Genomic DNA, 19,282 nt, shown 5'->3' with positions numbered 1-19,282 from the left:
CGAGGAAGATGATCGCCTGCTGTAGGACAGCTGATACAACCGATCCCCTATCGCACCTCGAATTCCGGATCGGGCGGAACCTGCATGGCGAGAGCGAGATGGTTTGTCTGCGCGGCAAGTCCGATGATCGTCAGAAGTTCGCCATGTTGCGCATCGGTCATGCCGCGCGCACGGGCGGCTGCGGTGTGGGATTGAATGCAGTATTGGCAGGCATTGGCCGTCGACACGGCTATATAGATCATCTCGCGCGTCAAGGGATCGATCGCGCCTTCGACCGTCATGACCGATTTCAGCGTTTCCCACACCCGTTTGAGGTTTGCGGGATCGTTTGCAAGGGCACGCCAGAAATTGTTGATGAAGTCGGTCTTGCGGGTCGCCCTGATGTCCTCGAACACGGCTTGAACGGCCGGAATGGCTGCGGCCTCTTGGTCCGATAGGAGTTTGACTGTTGCCATCGAAAGTTCCTTTCCGGGTGCTCGGCGATGCGGCGCTCCTGCGAACGATACGAAGAAAGGACAATGACCACCAGTCTTCTATCGGCGGGGAAATCATCGCACCGGAGAAACATCGAAGACGGCTGTTTCAGGAAAACAGGGAAAATTGGAAAAATTTGTCTATAGATTTTATAGATTATTTTGTTCCATAGCCCTGTCGATTTCAGCAATGAGATTTTCGAACGCCCGAAGAATGGCTCTTCGGGCGCATGTGACCTGCCGACTTCTTCCAACATCTACAGGAGATTTCCATGAGCAAACCGGTTTTCGTCAATCAAGTCATTCCCGATGCCGATGTCATTCCGCTGACCGGCCGTGTCGGCGCCGAAATCAGGGGTATCCGTCTCGGCGGAGATCTTTCGGATGCAACGGTGGCGGCCATCAACCAGCTTCTCCTGAAGCACAAGGTCATCTTCTTCCGCGATCAGGGACATCTTGACGATTCCGAGCAGGAATCCTTCGCACGCCGCCTGGGCGACCTCGTGCCTCACCCGACCCAGGGTCCGGCGGCCGGCACGGCTTCCATCCTCAACCTCGATTCCAGCCGCGGCGGCGGCAGAGCGGACCAGTGGCATACCGACGTCACCTTCGTGGACGCCTATCCCAAATTCTCCGTCCTTCGCGGCGTCGTCATTCCGGCGGCCGGCGGCGACACGATCTGGTCCAACACCCATGCCGCATACGAAAGCCTGCCGGCGCCTCTCAAAGCGCTGGCGGACAATCTGTGGGCCGTTCACAGCAATGCCTACGACTACGCCGCCGTGCGCCCTCGCGCCACCGCCGAAGAGAAGAAGCATTTCGAGGAAGTGTTCACGTCGACCGTCTACGAGACCGAGCATCCGGTCGTGCGTATCCATCCGGAAACCGGCGAAAGATCGCTGCTGCTCGGCAACTTCGTTCAACGCCTCGTCGGCGTGTCGAAGACCGACTCCGCCAAACTCTATGAGGTGTTCCAGTCCTACGTCACCGCCCCGGAAAATACCGTGCGCTGGCGCTGGAGAGCCGGGGACGTGGCGATCTGGGACAACCGCGCGACCCAGCACTATGCCGTCAACGACTATGGCGACCAGCACCGCATCGTGCGCCGCGCCACCGTCGACGGCGACGTCCCCGTCAGCATCGACGGTCGCCGCAGCATAACCCATGTCAAAACGGTCAAGCCGAAAGCGCAGGCCGCCTGAGCGCGGCCCATCGGCTAAGGCACGCCGACATGGCATGCCCTCCCCTCTCATCAGGGGATCGGCGAAAAGACACCTAGTTGACGCCGAGGAACTGCTTCAGCTCCGCGGTCTGCGGGTTGGCGAAGACCTCTTCAGGCGGGCCAATCTCGTGGACCCGGCCCTGATGCATGAAGACGACGCGGCTGCAGACGTCGCGGGCGAACTTCATCTCGTGCGTAACCATCAGCAGCGTCATTCCCTCGGCGGCAAGCTCGCGCACCACGGCAAGGACCTCGGCGACCAGTTCCGGATCGAGGGCGGAGGTGATCTCGTCGCAGAGAAGGGCTGTCGGCTGCATGGCGAGCGCGCGGGCAATGGCGACGCGCTGCTGCTGGCCGCCCGAGAGTTCGTCCGGATAGGCATCGAACCTGTGACCCAGCCCCACCCGCTCCAGCATCTTGCGGGCGGTGGCCTCGGCTTCGGCCTTGGGGGTCTTTTTAACCACGGTCTGCGACAGCATGACATTGCCGCCGGCGGTCAGGTGCGGGAAGAGATTGAACTGCTGAAAGATCATCCCGACCTTGAGGCGCAGCGCCTTCAGATGCACCTCGTCATCGAGCAGCTGTGCGCCGGCGACCGAGATGGACCCGTCGGTGATGGTCTCCAGGCCGTTGATGCAGCGAAGCAGGGTCGATTTGCCCGAACCGCTCCTGCCGATGATGGCAATGACCTCGCCTGGCTCGACATTGAGGTTGATGCCTTTCAGCACCTCGTTGGTTCCGAAGCTCTTGCGAACGTCAGTGATTTCGATGAGCGACATTGAGCTTCCTTTCCAGGATCTGGCTGCTTTTCGACAAGGGCCAGCAAAGGGCGAAGTAGATGAGAGCGACGAGCCCATAGACGGTGAAGGGCTGGAAGGTGGCGTTGGTGACCACGGTGCCGGCTTTCGACAATTCGACGAAGCCGATGATCGAGGTCAGCGCCGTTCCCTTGACGATCTGGACGGAGAAGCCGACGGTTGGCGGGATGGCAATCCTCAGCGCCTGGGGCAGGATGACATGGCGCATCTGCTGGAGGCGCCCCATGCCGAGGCTGGCGGAAGCCTCCCACTGACCTCTTGCGACCGCTTCGACGCAGCCACGCCAGATTTCAGTAAGAAAGGCCGCGCTCCACAGGATGAGCGCCAATCCCGCGGCAAGCCAGGCCGGCACGTCGATCCCGAAGAGGCCGAGCCCGAAAAAAGCGATGAAGAGCTGCATCAGCAGCGGCGTGCCCTGGAAGAGCTCGACGTAATATTTCGCGAACGCCCTGAATGCCCTGCGCTTGCTGATCCGCAGGAAGAGCAGGCCCAGTCCGACCAGGCCGCCACCGAGGAACGAGACGAACGAAAGAAGGATCGTCCAGCGCGTGGCGAGCAGCAGGTTGCGCAGGATGTCCCAGAGTGTGAACGTGATCACCGTGCTGCTCTCCTCGGGAAAATGAACCAGCCGATCAGGCCCAGCACCTGCCGAAGCAGGATCGCCAGCGCGAGATAGATTGCGGTCGAGACGATGTAGGCCTCGAAGGCGCGGAAGGTCCGCGACTGTATGAAATTCGCGGCGAAGGTGAGATCCTCGGCTGCGATCTGCGACACGACCGCTGAGCCGAGCATGACGATGACGACCTGAGACGACAGCGCCGGCCAGATGCGCTGCAACGACGGCACCAGAATGACATGGCGGAAGGTCTCGAAGCGTGTCATCGCAAGGCTCTCGCCCGCCTCGAACTGGCCTTTCGGCGTTGCCTGGATGCCGGCGCGGATGATCTCGCAGCTATAGGCGCCGAGGTTGACGACCATCGCAAGATTGGCCGCCGTCAATTCGGAAAGCTGGAGGCCAAGCGACGGCAGGCCGAAAAAGATGAAGAAAAGCTGGATCAGGAACGGCGTGTTGCGGATCAGTTCGACATAGCTCGCAATGACCGGCTTCAACCAGGCTGGACCGAGCGCGCGCACCCAGGCGCAGACGATGCCGAGCGAAATGCCGAGCACTCCGCCGATCGCGATCAGCTCAAGGGTGATCAGTATGCCCTTGATGATCTGGGGGTAATATTCAAACAGCCAGCCGAATTCGAAATGGTAACTCAAGAAGTTGTCCCTCCTGCAGTGACGAACATCCGTCATCCCGCGTGCCGGTACGGGATGACGGATGTGAGATTTGATCGTTACAGATCCGACGGGAGGTCGGCGCCGAGCCACTTCTGCGAAATGGCGTTCAGGCTGCCGTCGGTTTTGGCGGCGGCGATAATGCCGTTTACCTTCTCCAGAAGGGCCGGCTGTTCCTTGTTGAGACCGATGTAGCAGGGCGAATTCTTGATGAGGAACTTCAGCTCGGGACGCTTGGGAGGGTTCTTGGCGAGGATCGCGGCGGCCACGACGTTGCCGGTCGCAACGATATCGACCTGGCCGGACAGGAACGCCGAGATGGTGCCGTTATTGTCCTCATAACGCTTGATCGTTGCGTCGGCCGGCGCGATTTTCGTCAGCTCGAGATCCTCCACTGCGCCACGCGTGACGCCGATGCTCTTGCCCGCGAGATCTTCCGCCTTGGCGACCGAAAGATCGGCCGGCCCGAAGACGCCGTTGAAGAAGGGGGCATAGGCAGCGGTGAAGTCGATCACTTTTTCCCGCTCGGCATTCTTGCCAAGGCTCGAAATGACCAGATCGACCTTGTTCGTCTGCAGGTAGGGAATCCGGTTGGCGCTGGTGACCGGCACGAGTTCGGTTTTGACGCCCAGCTTTTCAGCGATGAGATTGGCCACATCGATATCGTAGCCCATCGGCGCCATATCGGTTCCGACGCTGCCGAAAGGCGGAAAATCCTGGGGTACGGCGACACGCAGCGTACCGCGCGCCGTGATGTCGGCAAGAGCATCGGCGTGAGAGGCAGGGGCGAAGCCGAAGCTTGCCGCGAGCGTCGCGATTGCGAAGAAAACTCTTCTTGTCAGCATGTTGGTTTCTCCTTTGAGGTTATGGCTTTTTAGGTCTGAACGGTTGGGAAACGGGAGACACGGTTCTGGGAGGGAGCGACAGGGAGTTGCGCAATTCCGAGAGCGGATCCGGGCGTGAGGTAAGGTCGAGACCCATTTCCACCTCGTCCAGATGTTCGACGGAGAGCTCCGCAGCTCTGACGAAATCGCCGGCCTGCATGGCCTCGAAAATGCGGCAATGCCCGTCGTGAGACTGTGCCGCATGAAACTCGGACTGATAGAGCATCGAAATGAGGATGGTCCTCGCCGTCAGGTCGCGCAGGATATCGACCAGGATGCCGTTTCCGCTCAGTTCCGCGATACGGATGTGGAAATCGCCCATCAAATAGGTGAGACGCTGGCGGTCGCCGGAAGCCAGCGCGCCCTTTTCCTCGTTCAAATGCGCTGCGAGAGCTTCGTGTCCCGCATCCGTCAGCGACCGCATGCTGCGCAGCAATCCGGCCTCGATGACGCGCCGCGCCTCATAGACCGCAATCGCATCTTCGGCGGAGGGCTCGACGACGAACCAGCCACGTCTCGGGCTGACATGGACGATGCCGCGCGTTTCCAGCCGCATCATGGCTTCACGCACGCGGGTGCGAGACACGCCGAAAAGTGTAGCCAGCTGGTTTTCGCTGAGACGCGTACCGGGACGAATCCTGGCTGAAAGAATCCCGGAGACGATCGTCTCCTCGATGGTCTTCTGCGTGGTCTCGGATGCGTGGCTATCTTGCATACAAGACAGAAAAGCAAAGCACGTGCCAAAATCCCGTGCTCAGGATTTTCAGGAGATCCCGGCTCTGCTGCACATATTTTGCGCGCTGGCGATGCACGACTGAGCGTAAATTAGGCGCGCCGCTCCTACCAGAGCTTCATGTGCCGGTTGACGTCCTTGTAGAGCAAGTATCGGAACCGGCCGGGGCCACCGGCGTAGCATGCCTGCGGGCAGAAGGCGCGCAGCCACATGAAGTCGCCGGCCTCGACCTCGACCCAATCCTGGTTCAGGCGATAAACCGCCTTGCCTTCCAGCACATAGAGCCCGTGCTCCATGACATGGGTTTCCATGAAGGGGATCACCGCGCCCGGCTCCAGGGTCACGATATTGACGTGCATGTCGTAGCGCACATCGGCCGGGTCGATGAAGCGGGTCGTGCCCCAGCGCCCGTCGGTGTCGGGCATGGCCCGGATCGGATGGTCGTCCTCATGCGTAAAGATCGCCGGCGGCGGCTCCAGCCCCTCGACCTCCTGAAACGCTTTCCTGACCCAGTGGAAGATCGCCGCGGTCGAGCCGTCGTTTTTCAGGCGCCAGGCCGAGCCGGCCGGGAGATAGGCGAAGGAGCCGGCGCGCAGCGCATGGCTGACGCCGTCGAGTTCCACCGTCATGCCGCCTTCGACGACGAAGAGCACGGCTTCGGCGCGTTTGTCGGGCTCCGGCCGGTCGCTCCCGCCGCCCGGCTGAACCTCCATGATATATTGCGAGAAGGTCTCGGAGAAACCGGAAAGCGGCCGCGAGAGAACCCATGCCCGCGTTCCCGTCCAATGTGGAAGGAGGCTCGTGACAATGTCGCTCATGACACCGCGGGGGATGACCGCGTAAGCCGTGGTGAAAACGGCTCGGCCGGAAAGCAGCTGGGTCTGTGGCGGCAAACCGCCAAGCTTCGAATAATACTCTGTCTTGTCCATTTGTACGGCTTTCCAGGCAGGTGTCTCTACATCTGCTTTATGCGCCGCTGATCCATTAGGCAACTCCCAACCCGGACGAGCGATCGGCCATCACCAGATGGCCCGGCCCGACCTCGCGATAGGAGGCGCTCGGTGGCTGATAGTCGACCGGGCGCATCGGGCTCTTGATCTCGTCATTGGCCACCATCCGCTTTTCGTGACGACGATCCGGATCGGGCACTGGCACGGCTGAAATCAGCTTCTTCGTATAGGGGTGCTGCGGATTTTCGAAGACGGCGGCGCGCGGGCCGATCTCGACGATCTCGCCGAGATACATCACCGCGACGCGATGGCTGACGCGCTCGACCACCGCCATGTCGTGCGAGATGAACAGGAAGGCGAGGTTGAGGCTCTGCTGCAGGTCCAGCATCAGGTTGATGACCTGCGCCTTGATCGAAACATCGAGTGCCGAAACGCTTTCATCGGCGACGATCACCTTTGGCCGCAAGGCAAGCGCCCGGGCAATACAGATACGCTGACGCTGGCCGCCGGAAAATTCATGCGGATAACGCGACGCCATATCGGGGGACAGACCGACCTTCACGAGCAAGTCGGCGACGACCTCCCTAGCCTGTTTCGCACTGCCCATCCCATGCTCGATATAGGGTTCGGCGATCGACGCGCCGACCGTCATGCGCGGATTGAGGCTGGCGAACGGATCCTGAAAGATCATCTGCACGGATTTGCGCATCTCACGCAGATCCTTCCTGTCGAGGCCGAGCACCTCCCTACCCTCGACCAGAACGGAGCCGGCCTGCGGCTCGATGAGCCGCATGATGGCGCGGCCGGTCGTCGATTTGCCGCAGCCGGATTCACCGACGAGCGACAGCGTCTCGCCGGCATGAAGATCGAAGGAGACGTTTTCGACCGCATGCACCCGGCTGGTCAGCCGATTGAAGAGGCCGGAATGAATGTCGAAGCGCTTGGTGAGGTTTTTCACCTGCAGCACCGGCTTTGCCGCCACCGTATCGGCCGCCTCGGCGGGAATGTCCGATTCACCCGTCGCCGTATTGACCACGGGAAAACGCAGCGGTCTTTGCCGGCCCTGCATCGAGCCGAGCACCGGTACGGCAGAAAGCAAAGCTCTCGTATAGGGATGTCTGCCGCGATGGAAGATATCGGCGGTGGCGCCGCTTTCGACCTGTTCACCGCGATACATCACGACAGTCCTGTCGGCGATCTCGGCAACGACGCCCATATCATGGGTGATGAAGAGAACGGAGGTTCCCTCCTCGTCCTGCAGCATCTTGATGAGATCGAGGATTTGGCCCTGGATCGTCACGTCGAGCGCCGTCGTCGGCTCGTCGGCGATCAGGAGCTTCGGCCGGCTGGCGAGCGCCATTGCGATCATCACCCGCTGGCGCATGCCGCCGGAAAAACGATGCGGATATTCGTCGAATCGCGACGCGGCCGAGGGGATGCGGACCTTCTCCAGCAGCCTGATCGTCTCAGCCCTGGCATCTGCCTTGCTCATATCGGAATGGCAGAGCAGCGCTTCGGAAATCTGGTCGCCGATGGTGAAGAGCGGATTGAGCGATGTCATCGGCTCCTGGAAGATCATCGCCACCTCATTGCCGCGCACCTGCCGCATGGCATGTTCCGGCAAGGCCAGCAGGTCGCGTCCACCAAGCATGACGCGGCCCTCGATGCGGCTGGTGTCGGCCTGCAACAGCCGCATGATCGACAGCGACGTAACGCTCTTTCCCGAGCCGGATTCACCGACGATCGCTACCGTTTCGGCCGGCGCGACGGTGAAGGAGACGTCGCGCACGACCGGTTTCCAGGCGCCGTCCACCAGGAACGACGTCGTCAGCCTGTCGACGGAAAGGACGGGAGCGGCTGTCTCTATCGGTTGCGGCTGGACGCTGACCATATCGGCTCCTCTCGGGTTCAATCCGGCCAGCGCAGCAACCCGTCGAAACGGTGCCGGCTGCGGTTTTCGATGGGCGTGGCGATGATCTCGTTCGAGGCGCGCGCCTTGTCGAGTTCCTCACCGAGGCGGTTTGCAACGATCACTTCCTGGCCCGGATGCAGGTTGCACGGATCGAGATAGAAATAGCGGTGCTCGACCTCATGATCGCGCACGATGATCGGCGGACTGCCCTTGGCGAGCGCATCGGCCAGATCCCAGGCGGTGATATGGGCCTGCTCTGGGTCGACGATGAGACGCAGCCGGTCGAGTGGGTTGTTGGTCGGGTCGGGCTCGATCAGTGCGGTGACGCCGGGACGGCCGTCGAGCGTCTTTTTCCAAAGGTTGAGATAGCCGGTTTCGCGCTCCCGGATGCCGGCATGATCGCGGCGCTCCCAGGCTTCGAGTGCGGCCATGACGCCAAAGATGCTCTCCTTGCCGACCTTCATGCCGCGGCCGATGCCCATATTCTGCAGGAAGGCATGGCGCACCTGCTCTTTCCGGCCGGCCACGATGCCCGAGGTCGGACCGCCGAGGAACTTGTGGCCGGAATAGAGCGCGATATCGGCCCCCTGCTCCAGGAAGATCCTGAGATCATATTCCGAGGCCGCGTCGACGATGACGGGCACACCCTTGGCATGGGCGATCTCGACGAATTCCTTGAGGTTCAAGAGGCCGTAGTCGACGACATGATGGGAAACGACATAGACGGCGGCAGCCGTCTTGTCGGTGATGGCGTTTTCCATGTGGAAGCGATGGGTCGAAGTCGCCTGTCCCACAAGCACGACCTTGCCGCCGGCAAGCCGGATCGCCTGGTCGACGGGCGCGCCATAGCTCACCACATGGCCCATCTGCACCAGCACCTCGTTCTTTTCGGGCACGGCATCCGGCAGCTTCTCGATCGCCAGCAGATTGTCGCCAGTGATGGCGCCGGCGACGGCGAGTGAAATGCCGGCCGAGCAGGAGGCGGTGACGAAGCCTGCCTCGCCGCCGGTCAGCCGGGCAATGACGGCGCTTGCCTTGCGCTGCAGGTCGTTGATCTCGACGAAATGCGGCAGGATCGACGCCATCGCCTCGATCGCTTCCGGCACGACGATGGAGGCGCCGAGGCTGGTCATCGTGCCCGATACGTTGATGACGGGGCGAAGGCCGATCGATGGTCTCATATCAGTGGGCATGAAGTTCTCCAGAATTCCGGGCCGGCAGCGGCATAAGATGGAACGCTGCTCTAAATATGAAAGGTCTCATCAGCCGTGCAAGGCGACGATGGCCTCGATCTCGACGGTGATGTTGCCCGGCAGCGAGCCGAAGCCGACGGCCGAACGGGCATGTTCGCCGGCCGGCCCGAAGACTTCGATCAAGAGATCCGAGCAGCCGTTGATGACGCTCGGATGATCCTCGAAATCGGGCACGGCATTGACCATGCCGAGCAGCTTGACCACCCGCTTGACCCGGGAAAGATCGCCAAGCGCGTCATGCATGACCGACAGCAGATTGATACCGGTCAGCCGCGCATGGCCATAGGCCTCTTCGACACCGACGCCGCCGGCGCCGACCTTGCCGGCATGCAGATAGCCGTCGGCCTCGCGCGGGCCCTGGCCGGAGAGATAGAGCATGTTACCCTCCAGCACATGCGTCACGAAATTGGCGATCGGCGGCGGCGGCGGCGGAAGCTCGATGCCGAGCGCGGCAAGCCGTTCATAGGGCGAGCTCTCAACCGTGTCTGCGGCGGGAAACTGATTCACGCTAACTCCTGTCATGCGAATTCGATTGGCGAATGTCATTTGGCCGACGTTTCGTCGGCGGATTAAAGGTCCTTGCGAAGTCTTGGATCGAGCATGTCCCTCAGGCCGTCGCCGACCATCTGCAGCGACAGCACGGAGAGGATGATCGCGACACCGGGAAAGAGCGTCATCCAATCGGCCTGGCCGATATATTGCCGGCCGGCGGCGATCATCGTTCCCCAGGTCGGGATCTCGGGGCTGACGCCGAGGCCGAGGAAAGACAGGCCGGCTTCGGCGAGCATGGCGCTGGCGAAGAGGAATGTGCCCTGCACCAGGATCGGCGACAGCAGATTGCGCAGTACATGCCGCGTCATGATGTGGAAGGTCGAAATCCCAAGCGCCCTCGCCGCCTCGACATAGGGCAGCTCACGAATGACGAGCGTCGAGGCACGGACGATGCGGGCAAGGCGTGGCGCATAGACGATCGACAGCGCGATGATGACGGTCGTCAGCGACGGACCGAGGGCGGCGACGAGCGCGATCGCCAGCAGAATATCGGGAAATGCCATCATCGCATCGATCAGCCGGGCGATCGGCGTATCGAGCTTCTGGAAGAAGCCGGCGAGCAGGCCAAGGGTGACGCCGATCAGCGCCGAAAGAGCGACGACCGCAGCACCGACCAGCAGCGACAGACGCCCGGCGAAGATCGTGCGCGAGAAGACGTCGCGGCCGAATTCGTCCGTGCCGAAGAAGAAGATCTCGCTCGGCGGCTTCAGCCGGTTGACGATGGAAAGCTTCGACGGCGAGTAAGGTGCCACGACAGGCGCGAAGGCTGCGAGCAGCACGAAAATCGTCAGGATCAGCAGGCCGAAGGCGACCGTCTTGCGCTTCAGCAGGCGCCTGGCGAATTTGCTGCCTTCGCTTTCGACGGGCTTGATTGCGATATCGGCCATCAGTAGCGCACCCTCGGATCGACCAGCAGGTAGAGCATGTCGATCGCAAAATTGATCAGCACGTAAAGGGCGGCGATGACGAGCAGCGCGCCCTGGATGACGGGATAGTCGCGGCGCAGAACCGCCGAGACGACGAGATTACCGACACCCGGCAGGCCGAAGACGGTCTCGGTAACGACGGCGCCCGAAATCAGCACCGCCGCCGTCAGGCCGATCACCGTCAGGATCGGGATCAGCGCATTTTTCAGCGCGTGCTTGAGGATGACCTTGCGCTCGATCAGCCCCTTGGCGCGCGCCGTGCGGATATAATCGTCGCCGAGCACATCGAGCATCGAGGCGCGGGTGAAGCGCAGGATCAGCGCCGAGGAGACGATGCCGAGCGCAAAGGCCGGCAGCGTCAGGTGATACATGCGCTCGAGGAAGCTTGAGCCCGGGCCGCCATAACCGGAGACCGGGAAGAGGTTGAGCCTGACGGCGAAGAACTGCATCAGGATGAGGCCGAGCCAGAAGCTCGGAATGCTGGCGGCGAACATGGCGAGCGTCGTTGCCGCCTGGTCGACGAAGGAGCCACGCCGATAGGCGGCATAAATGCCGATCGGCAGCGCGATGACGCTGGCGATGACGAGCGAGAACAGAGTCAGGAAGAAGGTCGGTTCGGCGCGGTCGAGCAGGGCCGAAGTAACCGGCATGTTGAGAAAGATCGACTGGCCGAGATCGCCCTTCAGCAACTGGCCGATGTAATAGACATATTGCAGGCCGAGCGACTGATCGAGACCGAGCCGGCTTCTGAGATCAGCAATATCCTGCGGCGTCGCATCCGGGCCGAGCATGACGGCGGCTGGATCTCCCGGTGTCACGCGCACGATGACGAAGACGATCGTGACGACGAGGAACATCACGACGATCATGCCGAACAGGCGCTGGAGGATGTAGCGGATCATCCGAACCTTGCTCCTACCATCGGTGCATGTGGCATCGAGACGGAATCCGCCACCCACCGCCCCTCATCCCTGTGCTTGTCACAGGGATCCAGCCACGGCGCGTCCGCGCCGTGATTGACCCTTATTCGGTCAAAGAGTCCTCCGCGCCCAAGGACTTGGGCGCACTGGATTCCTGTGACGTCCCTCGGGCAAAGCCCGAGGAAGGGAATGAGGGAGCGACTGGTGGGCACAGGAATCACCCCATCACTTCTTGATCGAAGCGTTCCAGAAATACGGCCACGGAGCCGGATCGACACCTTCGAGCTTGACCGACTTTGCCGAGACGGCATTGAAATCGCCGATCTTCATGAAGGGCGCATCTGCATAAACCGCCTTCTGGACATCGGCCCAGAGCGCCACCCGCTTCTTCGGATCGACTTCGGAAGTGAAGGCATCCACCGCAGCCTTGCGGGCCGGCGTGTCCCACCAGCCCGGCGAGCTGGTCGAGAGCGAGCCGATGAGAGCCGGCTCCGGCAGGAAGGGGCTGTGGGTGATGTAGATATCCCAGAGCTTCGGATCGGTGCGGCGCTGCGTCAGCGTCGCCCAGTCCACCACCTGCATATCGACGGTGAAGCCGGCAAGCTTCAGATATTCGGCGGCGACCTGCGCCATCTTGTAGTGGAACTCGTACTGCCGGCTGGTCAGGATGCGGATCGGCTCCCCATTGTAACCGGCCTTCTTGGCGGCAGCCGCCGCCCCTTCCGGATCGGCGACATTGTAAGCCCCCTCGACGCCGGCATCCGTCGACCAGGCAAAGGTCTTCGGATAGATCGAGCCGTCGAGCGCATAGAAATCCGTGCCGCCAAAGGCTGCGGCCAGCATGTCTTCCATGCTGAGCGCCTGGCGGATCGCCTTGCGAACCTCGACATTCCCGGCAACACCCTCCTTCGTGTTGAAGACGAAGACCGGATAACCGAAGGGCTTCAGCATGACCGGCTGCGAGGCTGTGGAGGCCTTCAGCTTGTCGTAGGATTCAACCGGAATCGAGTCGACATAATCATACTGGCCGGAAACGGCGGCTTCGACGCGGGTGTTCGGGTCCGGCACCGGCACGAAGCGGATTTCATCGAGATACTGATGTCGGGCGCCGCCATAACCGTTGCTATCGCCTTCGCGCGGCTTGTAGCCGTCGAAGCGGACGAGCTGGATATACTGGTCGGCCTTGCGCTCCTTCAGCATATAGGGACCGGTGCCGATGAAGTCCTTCATCGGCTCGTCCTGCTTTTCGGCGGGGRTGATGATCGCGGCCGAATTGTTGAAGGCGAGCAGCGAGGTCAGCGGCGCATAAGGTTGCTTCAGCGTGATCGTGACGGTCGCCTGGTCGGTCGCGGTGATCTTGTCGATGAAGCCTGCCACCTGCTTGCCGCGCGAGGCGATCTTCATCCAGCGGCCGAGCGAGGCGACGACATCTTCCGAGGTCATGTCGCTGTTGTCGTGGAACTTGATGCCGGTCCTGAGCTTGATCGTATAGGTTTTGCCGTCGGCGCTGATCTCGGGCAGGCTTTCGGCCAGAAGCGGCGTGACATTCCAGCTCTTGTCGAAAGTGTAGAGCGTTTCAAAAATATGCTGCGTGACGATGCCGACGAGATCGGCCGTCGACGACATCGGATCGAGCGTCGGCGGCTCGCCGATGGTGGCGACATTGATGACGCCGCCCTTTTCCTGGGCAAGCAGGGTCGACGGCAGGGCGACAAGCGCAGTGCCGAGCAGGAATGCGACCAGTGTTTTCATGATAGGCTCCCGTTTAGTTCCACTATTATGTAAGTCATATTTTTGTAACAGAATAAGAGAGGAAACTATCGTGTCAAGCCGAAGCCGCGGATTATGTCGTCGGCAGAGCTCGGAACGCCTGAAAGAGCACGACATCACCGGCCGCGACTGGCCGCCTGCGCAAAGACCGCGCATCATGCAGGCATGAAGAATCGGCGGCGCCAGGTTTCAACCAAGGGAGGATGGGATGAGCATTGATTTCAACGCGGGAAAATGGCGGAACGAGCCGGCCAGCTGGCACGCCGACGAAACCGGCCTGACGATGACAACGGACGAAAAGACCGATTTCTGGCGCGAAACCTATTACGGCTTCACCCGCGACACCGGCCATTTCCTCGCCTTTCCCACCGGCGACAGCTTCACCGTGCAGATCCGCGTCCAGGGCGAATTTCGCACCCTCTACGACCAGGCCGGCCTGATGGTGCGCATCGACGAAAGACGCTGGGTGAAGACAGGCGTCGAATTCACCGACGGCGAACCCTTCCTCAGCACCGTCGTCACCGACGGAAAATCCGACTGGTCGGTGACGCAGCCCTTCAAGGAGCTCAAGGATTTCCGCATCCGCGTGACAGTCGCAAACGGAGCGATGCGCATCCAGGCTTCACGTGACGGGAGCTTCTGGCCGCTGCTGCGGCTAGCGCCCTTCCCGGCTGCCGAGCGGTATGAGGTGGGACCGGCTGCGTGTACGCCGGAGCGCAGTGGGTTGATGGTGCGGTTTTCGGAATTTTCGGTTAGGCCGGCGATTACGACAGGGCTGCATGATTTGAGTTAGGGGTTCCAGTAGGCGGTCAAGTCGCACTCAGAGGCCCTGACAACAATAATCCGGTGATGGCAAACTACAAATCATGAGTCTCCGCTCGATAACCCTTCTCAATTCGCTCAACCAGCAAGGGTGCACTGATGATACCGCGAACCGGATATCTCATTTCCGCATCAGAAAGGCCTCGGGTCAGCATCACTTCCGTTTCGCCATTCCATAACCACCAAGGCCCCCGCCGCCCATCCCTATCCCGGACACTGGTCCGAAAGATGGGAAAGACGGAATTTGCGGCAGTCACGCTATTGTTTCCGACATTTGCCACCAAGCCTTCGCCAACTGCTTTTTGGACAGGGAAGAATGCGGAAAACAACACAGGAGAGGTTACTACTTCGCCGAAATTATTGGGTCTGTCGGCACGAAAGCCATCGAATACACGAAGCAGATGCCCATAGCGCGAATGCTTATGGGTGACCTGAGCGTAGCAGACGCCTTTCGAGGTTAAAATTTGAATTATGTCCCCGATTTTTATGCGCTTGGTCATATCAGACTTGGGTTCCGTTTTTCCCGTGCCACTTGAGGCGAATGCTATGCTATTCCAGAAAGCAGATATCCAGTCGATCTACCTTCCAGGAAACCATTTTCCCGCGGAGGGACCCAAAATCTTTGGAGAAGGCATCATCATCAAATGAGAGCGAACCACAATCAATCCTTCCATCGGTCAATATACCCACTATTAAATATGAATAACCTTCTCCGATCCGGCAAATTGATGGAAATTCAACTTCGGCCTCCTCGATAATATAATCACCAAAGACAGACGCGATGAGTTCTACCTGATATACCTCTCCAATATGAGTTGGATACGGCATATAACTAGCAAAGCACGTTAACCTTTCTCCCTGAATAAGGACAGAAACCTCTTCTTCGACTTCATCCCCAATTTTTTCTAAAATCGCAGAATATATCATTTTATAGGCCTTATTGTTTTATCCATGGGATCTCCATTAAGCATTTTCCAGAAACTATTTCCGCTCTCCACATGAATCGTGGTAATATTTCCGCTCGCATCAGTCCCAACAAAACCGAATTTCGCCTTCCCTTTCGAAGTATTACCCATGAATTGAACATACCCCTCTCGCAATTCTCCCTTATACAAATATTCAACCTTTTCACCGTAACGCTGAATATCTCTGCCGATCTGCAGATATTCAGTTGAGTTATTCGCTCCAAATTCCGCCCCATGCTTCTGAAAATGGGTTTCTAGTTTAGCTTCGTCGGCAAACTTCAACGGTTTTGGCACTGGAGCAACGGCCGCTTTTTGAGCAACCGCTATGTCATTGTAGATTGCTCCATTTGGTCCCGCAAAAACAATATTTCCGTCCGCATCACGCACTCTGACGAATCCCGTGGGCAAACCAGCAACATCGCTGAGGGCAGCTTCTGCGGCGGATAGTGCCCCATAGTCCTCCGGCACCTTGACCACCGTTCCATCCGAAGCTGTGATAGTCTTAACCGTACCTTTGAAACTGCTACCGGAAACGCCAGCAGCATCCACCGCGATCAGTAGGCCAGCGATGGATTTATTCAAAACGAAGATTTGATAGCCAAGCACCATCCCTTGGGAGTCGCCTTTCCTGAACGCTTCGGCCAACACGCCAACGGCGGCACCGACATTGTTCGATTTCAGGATGTCCCATTGCGCAGCTGTTATGGTACTTTGATTAGGATCTTTGGGATCGAAATAAGCGACGGCCTGTGAAATGGTTTTCATCATCATGAATTGGTCGATGAGGCTGACAGGACCTTCGGCGGTCGCAATGGCTTCGAACATCTCGGCAGCCGCCTGTCGGACGTCGTGACGAGCTTTCTCACAGTCTGCCGACGAATTTCCTTCGCAAGCTTCCAACTGGTTATCACGCGCCTCATCAATCTTGTGCAGTTTATCCAACTGGGCGCAGGCATCAACGTCGGCGTCAGTACATTTCGCTCTCAGTGTATCTCCCAATTCGATCTCAGCATGCTTGAGATAATTGTACTGATAGTTCGCAGCACCATATCCAGCACCGTCGGCACCCCCCACAGCTCCGCCCACACCAGCCGCAAGGGTTGCGCCGATCAGTTTGGCGAGTGCGTCGCCTTCCGGCGTTCCTTCGTATTTCGTACCCTTGAGCATGCCCTTGACAAGTTTAGCTATGGCCGGCGCCATCAAGGTCGTGGCAGCGCCGCCCAGCGCTGCTTTGATCGCTCCCTCCCAGCCGTTGACTCCCCCGAGGATGCCGCCGCCGATGGCGTGCAGCAGCGCGCGGCCCTGGCCGCCTTCCTTCCAAAGTTCAATCCCGGCCTGATCTTTGTTATCGAGGGCCTGCTTGTACAAATCGGAAGCAATGTCGCCCACCAATAGCGCCATGGTCTTCTGCGCTTCCTGCAGATCGGCCTGCGTCTTGTACTGATCGCGCAGGATATTCTGCAGGTCCGGCAGACCGGGCAGTGAGGTGTTGGTGTTGTCAGTGTCGCGGCGGATCGTGCCGATATCCTGCGTCTGGTGCTCGGGATCGGTAATCGTGATGCCGATGTTGCCACCAATGGCCGAATAGGCCTTGCCGGTTTCGCTCTCTCCGTCGTTGACCTTTGCGAGGCTCAGGCCGCTGGTGCCGATCGAGGCGCCGTACGTGTCGGCTTTCCAGCGCGAATGGGTATCGACGTCGGCGACTTCAAGTGTCCCTGTTTCGAGATGATTCAGTTCCTCTGAAGCTTGGCTGGTGATTAGTCCGCCCACGAGCGTCGTCTTCTTGTCGATGGTCAGATTAAGACCGCCGGTGCCGGCATGGATGCCGGATTGCTCGGCGACGATGGCGGCGTCGCCCGTCGCCTTCTGCGTCGCGCCAGATGCGCTGAAGCCGTCGGAGCCGATCGAACCGGAGAGATTGAGCTGGCGAGCCTCAGCAGTCGCCGTGTCCACCAGGCTTTCGACCGTCAGGTTGCGGACGGCGGCGGTCACCGAATTTCCGGTAACGGTAGCGCCTCTCAGAGTGAGGTCGTTGGTGAGAATGGTAACGTCGCCGGTGCCATTGACATGGGTATTATAATGCGTGAGCCCGGTCGTGCCGTCATTGCCCTTGCCGTAAGATCCGCTGACGTTGACGCCGGGTGTGCCGCAGCCGGACTTCGTGCCGCACTTCCAGCTGACGCCGACGCCGACGCTGTAGGACGAGTTCTGGCTAGATGTATCCGACGAGCCAATCGCGGCGTTGAGGTTGATATTGCCCTTGTCCGCCGACAAGAAGATGTCGCCGGCCAGAGGATCATCAGAGAGCGTCGGCAGGCCGAACTTGTCGTAGCCGGCGGCGATCTGTGCGCCATCGCTGGTAATCGAGCCGCCCTTTGCCTCCAGGGTGATCGCGCGGCCGGCACGGATGTCGGTCACGACTGGCGTCGAAGATGACGAGGACGAGCTGTTTTCCTGATGATTGACGCCAGCCGAAAGCGAGATCGAGAAGCTAAGGCCCTTCGCTTCAGGCGACGTGTCCGTCAGTTGCTTATAAGCTTCCTTCAGGCCTTGGTAGCCCTGATAGAAGCCGAGAGCGGCGATTGTGGTGTTGGTGACTGCGTTGACGCGGCTGTCACCGGTCAGGCGCTCGGCCGAGTTCATGATGCTCTGGGCTGCACTTCCCAACTGGCTGGAGACGCTGAGCGTCACGCCGGCGAAGGTTTTTTCGTGAATCTCCTCGTAATTGGTCTTATCCGCAGCCGAGAGAAGATTGATGTCCTTAGCCGCAAACAGGTTGACGTCGCGCTCCGCCGCGACTCCCGCAGCCTGCAGATTGACGTTGTTACCGGCGGAGATGTTGAGGTCACGGCCGGCGGACAGCATCGACGCCGCATTGGTGTCGGATTGTTGCGCCGAACTGTCCTTGCTCGTCTGCGCGCCGATGCCTACCGAGAAGCCGCCGCCGCTCGAACCGAAGGAAATGCCGAAGCCGGACTTCTTCTCCTGCTCGGACTGCGAGAAGCTTTCCGCGCCGGGTGTGACGTTTACGTCGCGCTTGGCCGAGAGGTTGATGTCGTTCTCGGCATCGACAGACGAGCCCATGATGTTCAGATCGGTCGCCCGCGCCGTGAGGTTGACGTCCTTGCCGGCGGAAAGCGCCGAGCCGACATTCAGCGTCGAGGCCTGGGCGCCCTTGTTCTGCTGACTGCCGTAGATCGAAATAAACCCGCCACCGCCGCCGACACCGAAGCCGGATTTTTTGCGCTGCTCCTCGAATTCGTGCGTCTCCTGCGCCCCGATGATCGAAACGCTGTCAGCGGCGACATTGATCGAGCCGTCGGCATCGACCTTCGAACCGGCAATGACTGCTGCCTTGCCTGCGTCGAGATTGATGTCACCGCTGGCGCTCAGCTGCGAGCCGACCGTCGTCTCGTCATAGCTCTTGTGGCTGGACGCCCCCTTGGACAGGAAACCGCTGCGCGACCCCTTGTCATCCTTGGCGCTGGTGTCCTTTCCGGAGGCGATGACGAGGTCGCCGCCGGTGGTGATGTTCAGGTCTGCCGCGGCGCCGCCCTCCTTGCCGGCCTCGATCTTCGAAGCCGAGATGACCGTGTCCTTGCCCGAGGTGATGTCCACACCGCCGCCGCCTGTGATGGCGGAGCCGACGGCTGTCGTCGTTTCCAGATGCGTGGTGGTCTTCTCGCTCTTGCCGAGGAAACCGCCTTTGGTGCTGAGCCTGGTGTCGAGGGTCGCGGTGTCGGTGGCCTCGGCGATCGTCACGTCGCCGTCGGCCTTGAGAGCGAGCTTGCCGTCGGC

The 19,282-nt window shown here is 60.2% G+C and carries 17 protein-coding genes and 1 pseudogene; 2 read left to right on the top strand and 16 right to left on the bottom strand.

What is annotated here, in order from left to right; genetic code table 11:
• Positions 1-47 precede the first annotated feature (47 nt).
• A complete protein-coding gene (locus QD408_RS26460) occupies positions 48-455 on the bottom strand; it encodes a carboxymuconolactone decarboxylase family protein (RefSeq protein WP_088683653.1) in 408 nt (135 codons plus the stop codon).
• 290 nt (positions 456-745) lie between these two features.
• Between QD408_RS26460 and QD408_RS26455 the strand changes: the two genes are divergently transcribed.
• The gene (locus QD408_RS26455; protein ID WP_414141342.1) at positions 746-1,675 is read left to right on the top strand and encodes a TauD/TfdA dioxygenase family protein; all 930 of its coding nucleotides are present in this window, start codon (positions 746-748) and stop codon (positions 1,673-1,675) included.
• A gap of 73 nt (positions 1,676-1,748) precedes the next feature.
• On the opposite strand, the gene QD408_RS26450 is transcribed toward QD408_RS26455, so the two are convergent.
• From QD408_RS26450 to QD408_RS26395, 12 genes are all read right to left on the bottom strand, one after another.
• Positions 1,749-2,474: an amino acid ABC transporter ATP-binding protein gene (locus QD408_RS26450; protein ID WP_088683655.1), complete on the bottom strand. Its 726-nt coding sequence runs from the start codon at positions 2,472-2,474 to the stop codon at positions 1,749-1,751.
• Positions 2,452-3,111, bottom strand: coding sequence for an amino acid ABC transporter permease (locus tag QD408_RS26445; protein ID WP_414141341.1), 660 nt, complete (start codon positions 3,109-3,111; stop codon positions 2,452-2,454). Before QD408_RS26445 ends, QD408_RS26450 begins: the two co-directional genes overlap by 23 nt.
• Positions 3,108-3,779, bottom strand: a complete 672-nt coding sequence (locus tag QD408_RS26440) for an amino acid ABC transporter permease (RefSeq protein ID WP_414141340.1) — start codon at positions 3,777-3,779, stop codon at positions 3,108-3,110. Before QD408_RS26440 ends, QD408_RS26445 begins: the two co-directional genes overlap by 4 nt.
• Before the next feature lie 77 nt (positions 3,780-3,856).
• Positions 3,857-4,642: a transporter substrate-binding domain-containing protein gene (locus QD408_RS26435; protein ID WP_414141339.1), complete on the bottom strand. Its 786-nt coding sequence runs from the start codon at positions 4,640-4,642 to the stop codon at positions 3,857-3,859.
• Between the two features lie 19 nt (positions 4,643-4,661).
• Complete coding sequence (locus tag QD408_RS26430; protein ID WP_414141338.1) at positions 4,662-5,396, bottom strand: GntR family transcriptional regulator; 735 nt, start codon at positions 5,394-5,396, stop codon at positions 4,662-4,664.
• 125 nt (positions 5,397-5,521) lie between these two features.
• Complete coding sequence (locus tag QD408_RS26425) at positions 5,522-6,343, bottom strand: bifunctional allantoicase/(S)-ureidoglycine aminohydrolase (RefSeq protein ID WP_088683660.1); 822 nt, start codon at positions 6,341-6,343, stop codon at positions 5,522-5,524.
• Positions 6,344-6,398: 55 nt separating this feature from the next.
• Positions 6,399-8,255 (bottom strand): ABC transporter ATP-binding protein, encoded by a 1,857-nt coding sequence (locus QD408_RS26420; RefSeq protein WP_414141337.1) that lies wholly within the window; start codon positions 8,253-8,255, stop codon positions 6,399-6,401.
• Between the two features lie 17 nt (positions 8,256-8,272).
• Positions 8,273-9,469, bottom strand: coding sequence for an aminotransferase class V-fold PLP-dependent enzyme (locus tag QD408_RS26415; protein ID WP_414141336.1), 1,197 nt, complete (start codon positions 9,467-9,469; stop codon positions 8,273-8,275).
• Positions 9,470-9,538: 69 nt separating this feature from the next.
• On the bottom strand, positions 9,539-10,051 hold the full coding sequence (locus QD408_RS26410; protein ID WP_088683787.1) for a RidA family protein: 513 nt from the start codon (positions 10,049-10,051) through the stop codon (positions 9,539-9,541).
• Positions 10,052-10,098: 47 nt separating this feature from the next.
• Positions 10,099-10,968 carry an ABC transporter permease gene (locus QD408_RS26405; protein WP_088683663.1) on the bottom strand — a complete coding sequence of 290 codons (870 nt, stop codon included), beginning with the start codon at positions 10,966-10,968 and terminating at the stop codon, positions 10,099-10,101.
• Entirely contained in the window at positions 10,968-11,909 is a 942-nt protein-coding gene (locus QD408_RS26400; protein WP_414141335.1) for an ABC transporter permease, read from the bottom strand. The genes QD408_RS26405 and QD408_RS26400 overlap by 1 nt, the downstream gene beginning before the upstream one ends.
• Before the next feature lie 243 nt (positions 11,910-12,152).
• Positions 12,153-13,679: an ABC transporter substrate-binding protein gene (locus QD408_RS26395; protein WP_414141334.1), complete on the bottom strand. Its 1,527-nt coding sequence runs from the start codon at positions 13,677-13,679 to the stop codon at positions 12,153-12,155.
• A 226-nt stretch (positions 13,680-13,905) separates the two neighbouring features.
• Between QD408_RS26395 and QD408_RS26390 the strand changes: the two genes are divergently transcribed.
• Complete coding sequence (locus tag QD408_RS26390) at positions 13,906-14,490, top strand: DUF1349 domain-containing protein (RefSeq protein ID WP_414141333.1); 585 nt, start codon at positions 13,906-13,908, stop codon at positions 14,488-14,490.
• A gap of 64 nt (positions 14,491-14,554) precedes the next feature.
• Here QD408_RS26390 and QD408_RS26385 read toward each other — a convergent pair whose 3' ends face one another.
• The 3 genes and pseudogenes from QD408_RS26385 to QD408_RS26375 form a co-directional block, all read right to left on the bottom strand.
• Positions 14,555-15,019 (bottom strand): hypothetical protein, encoded by a 465-nt coding sequence (locus QD408_RS26385; RefSeq protein ID WP_414141332.1) that lies wholly within the window; start codon positions 15,017-15,019, stop codon positions 14,555-14,557.
• 49 nt (positions 15,020-15,068) lie between these two features.
• On the bottom strand, positions 15,069-15,446 hold the full coding sequence (locus QD408_RS26380) for a hypothetical protein (RefSeq protein WP_414141331.1): 378 nt from the start codon (positions 15,444-15,446) through the stop codon (positions 15,069-15,071).
• An 818-nt stretch (positions 15,447-16,264) separates the two neighbouring features.
• Positions 16,265-19,282: pseudogene (locus QD408_RS26375) on the bottom strand (hemagglutinin repeat-containing protein); the annotation flags it as partial.

The sequence above is a fragment of the Rhizobium sp. BR 249 genome, assembly GCF_047445895.1.
Taxonomy (GTDB): domain Bacteria; phylum Pseudomonadota; class Alphaproteobacteria; order Rhizobiales; family Rhizobiaceae; genus Rhizobium.
The sequence above is the reverse complement of the archived record's forward strand: the minus strand, read 5'-3'. Positions and strand labels throughout refer to the sequence as shown.

What these genes read in the sequence shown, in the direction of transcription:
- QD408_RS26425 (WP_088683660.1), bottom strand. Translation starts at nt 6,343, where the DNA reads ATGGACAAGACAGAGTATTATTCGAAGCTTGGCGGTTTGCCGCCACAG.
- QD408_RS26380 (WP_414141331.1), bottom strand. Translation starts at nt 15,446, where the DNA reads ATGATATATTCTGCGATTTTAGAAAAAATTGGGGATGAAGTCGAAGAA.
- QD408_RS26455 (WP_414141342.1), top strand. Translation starts at nt 746, where the DNA reads ATGAGCAAACCGGTTTTCGTCAATCAAGTCATTCCCGATGCCGATGTC.
- QD408_RS26415 (WP_414141336.1), bottom strand. Translation starts at nt 9,469, where the DNA reads ATGCCCACTGATATGAGACCATCGATCGGCCTTCGCCCCGTCATCAAC.
- QD408_RS26405 (WP_088683663.1), bottom strand. Translation starts at nt 10,968, where the DNA reads ATGGCCGATATCGCAATCAAGCCCGTCGAAAGCGAAGGCAGCAAATTC.
- QD408_RS26410 (WP_088683787.1), bottom strand. Translation starts at nt 10,051, where the DNA reads ATGACAGGAGTTAGCGTGAATCAGTTTCCCGCCGCAGACACGGTTGAG.
- QD408_RS26390 (WP_414141333.1), top strand. Translation starts at nt 13,906, where the DNA reads ATGAGCATTGATTTCAACGCGGGAAAATGGCGGAACGAGCCGGCCAGC.
- QD408_RS26460 (WP_088683653.1), bottom strand. Translation starts at nt 455, where the DNA reads ATGGCAACAGTCAAACTCCTATCGGACCAAGAGGCCGCAGCCATTCCG.
- QD408_RS26450 (WP_088683655.1), bottom strand. Translation starts at nt 2,474, where the DNA reads ATGTCGCTCATCGAAATCACTGACGTTCGCAAGAGCTTCGGAACCAAC.
- QD408_RS26435 (WP_414141339.1), bottom strand. Translation starts at nt 4,642, where the DNA reads ATGCTGACAAGAAGAGTTTTCTTCGCAATCGCGACGCTCGCGGCAAGC.
- QD408_RS26430 (WP_414141338.1), bottom strand. Translation starts at nt 5,396, where the DNA reads ATGCAAGATAGCCACGCATCCGAGACCACGCAGAAGACCATCGAGGAG.
- QD408_RS26420 (WP_414141337.1), bottom strand. Translation starts at nt 8,255, where the DNA reads ATGGTCAGCGTCCAGCCGCAACCGATAGAGACAGCCGCTCCCGTCCTT.
- QD408_RS26400 (WP_414141335.1), bottom strand. Translation starts at nt 11,909, where the DNA reads ATGATCCGCTACATCCTCCAGCGCCTGTTCGGCATGATCGTCGTGATG.
- QD408_RS26385 (WP_414141332.1), bottom strand. Translation starts at nt 15,019, where the DNA reads ATGACCAAGCGCATAAAAATCGGGGACATAATTCAAATTTTAACCTCG.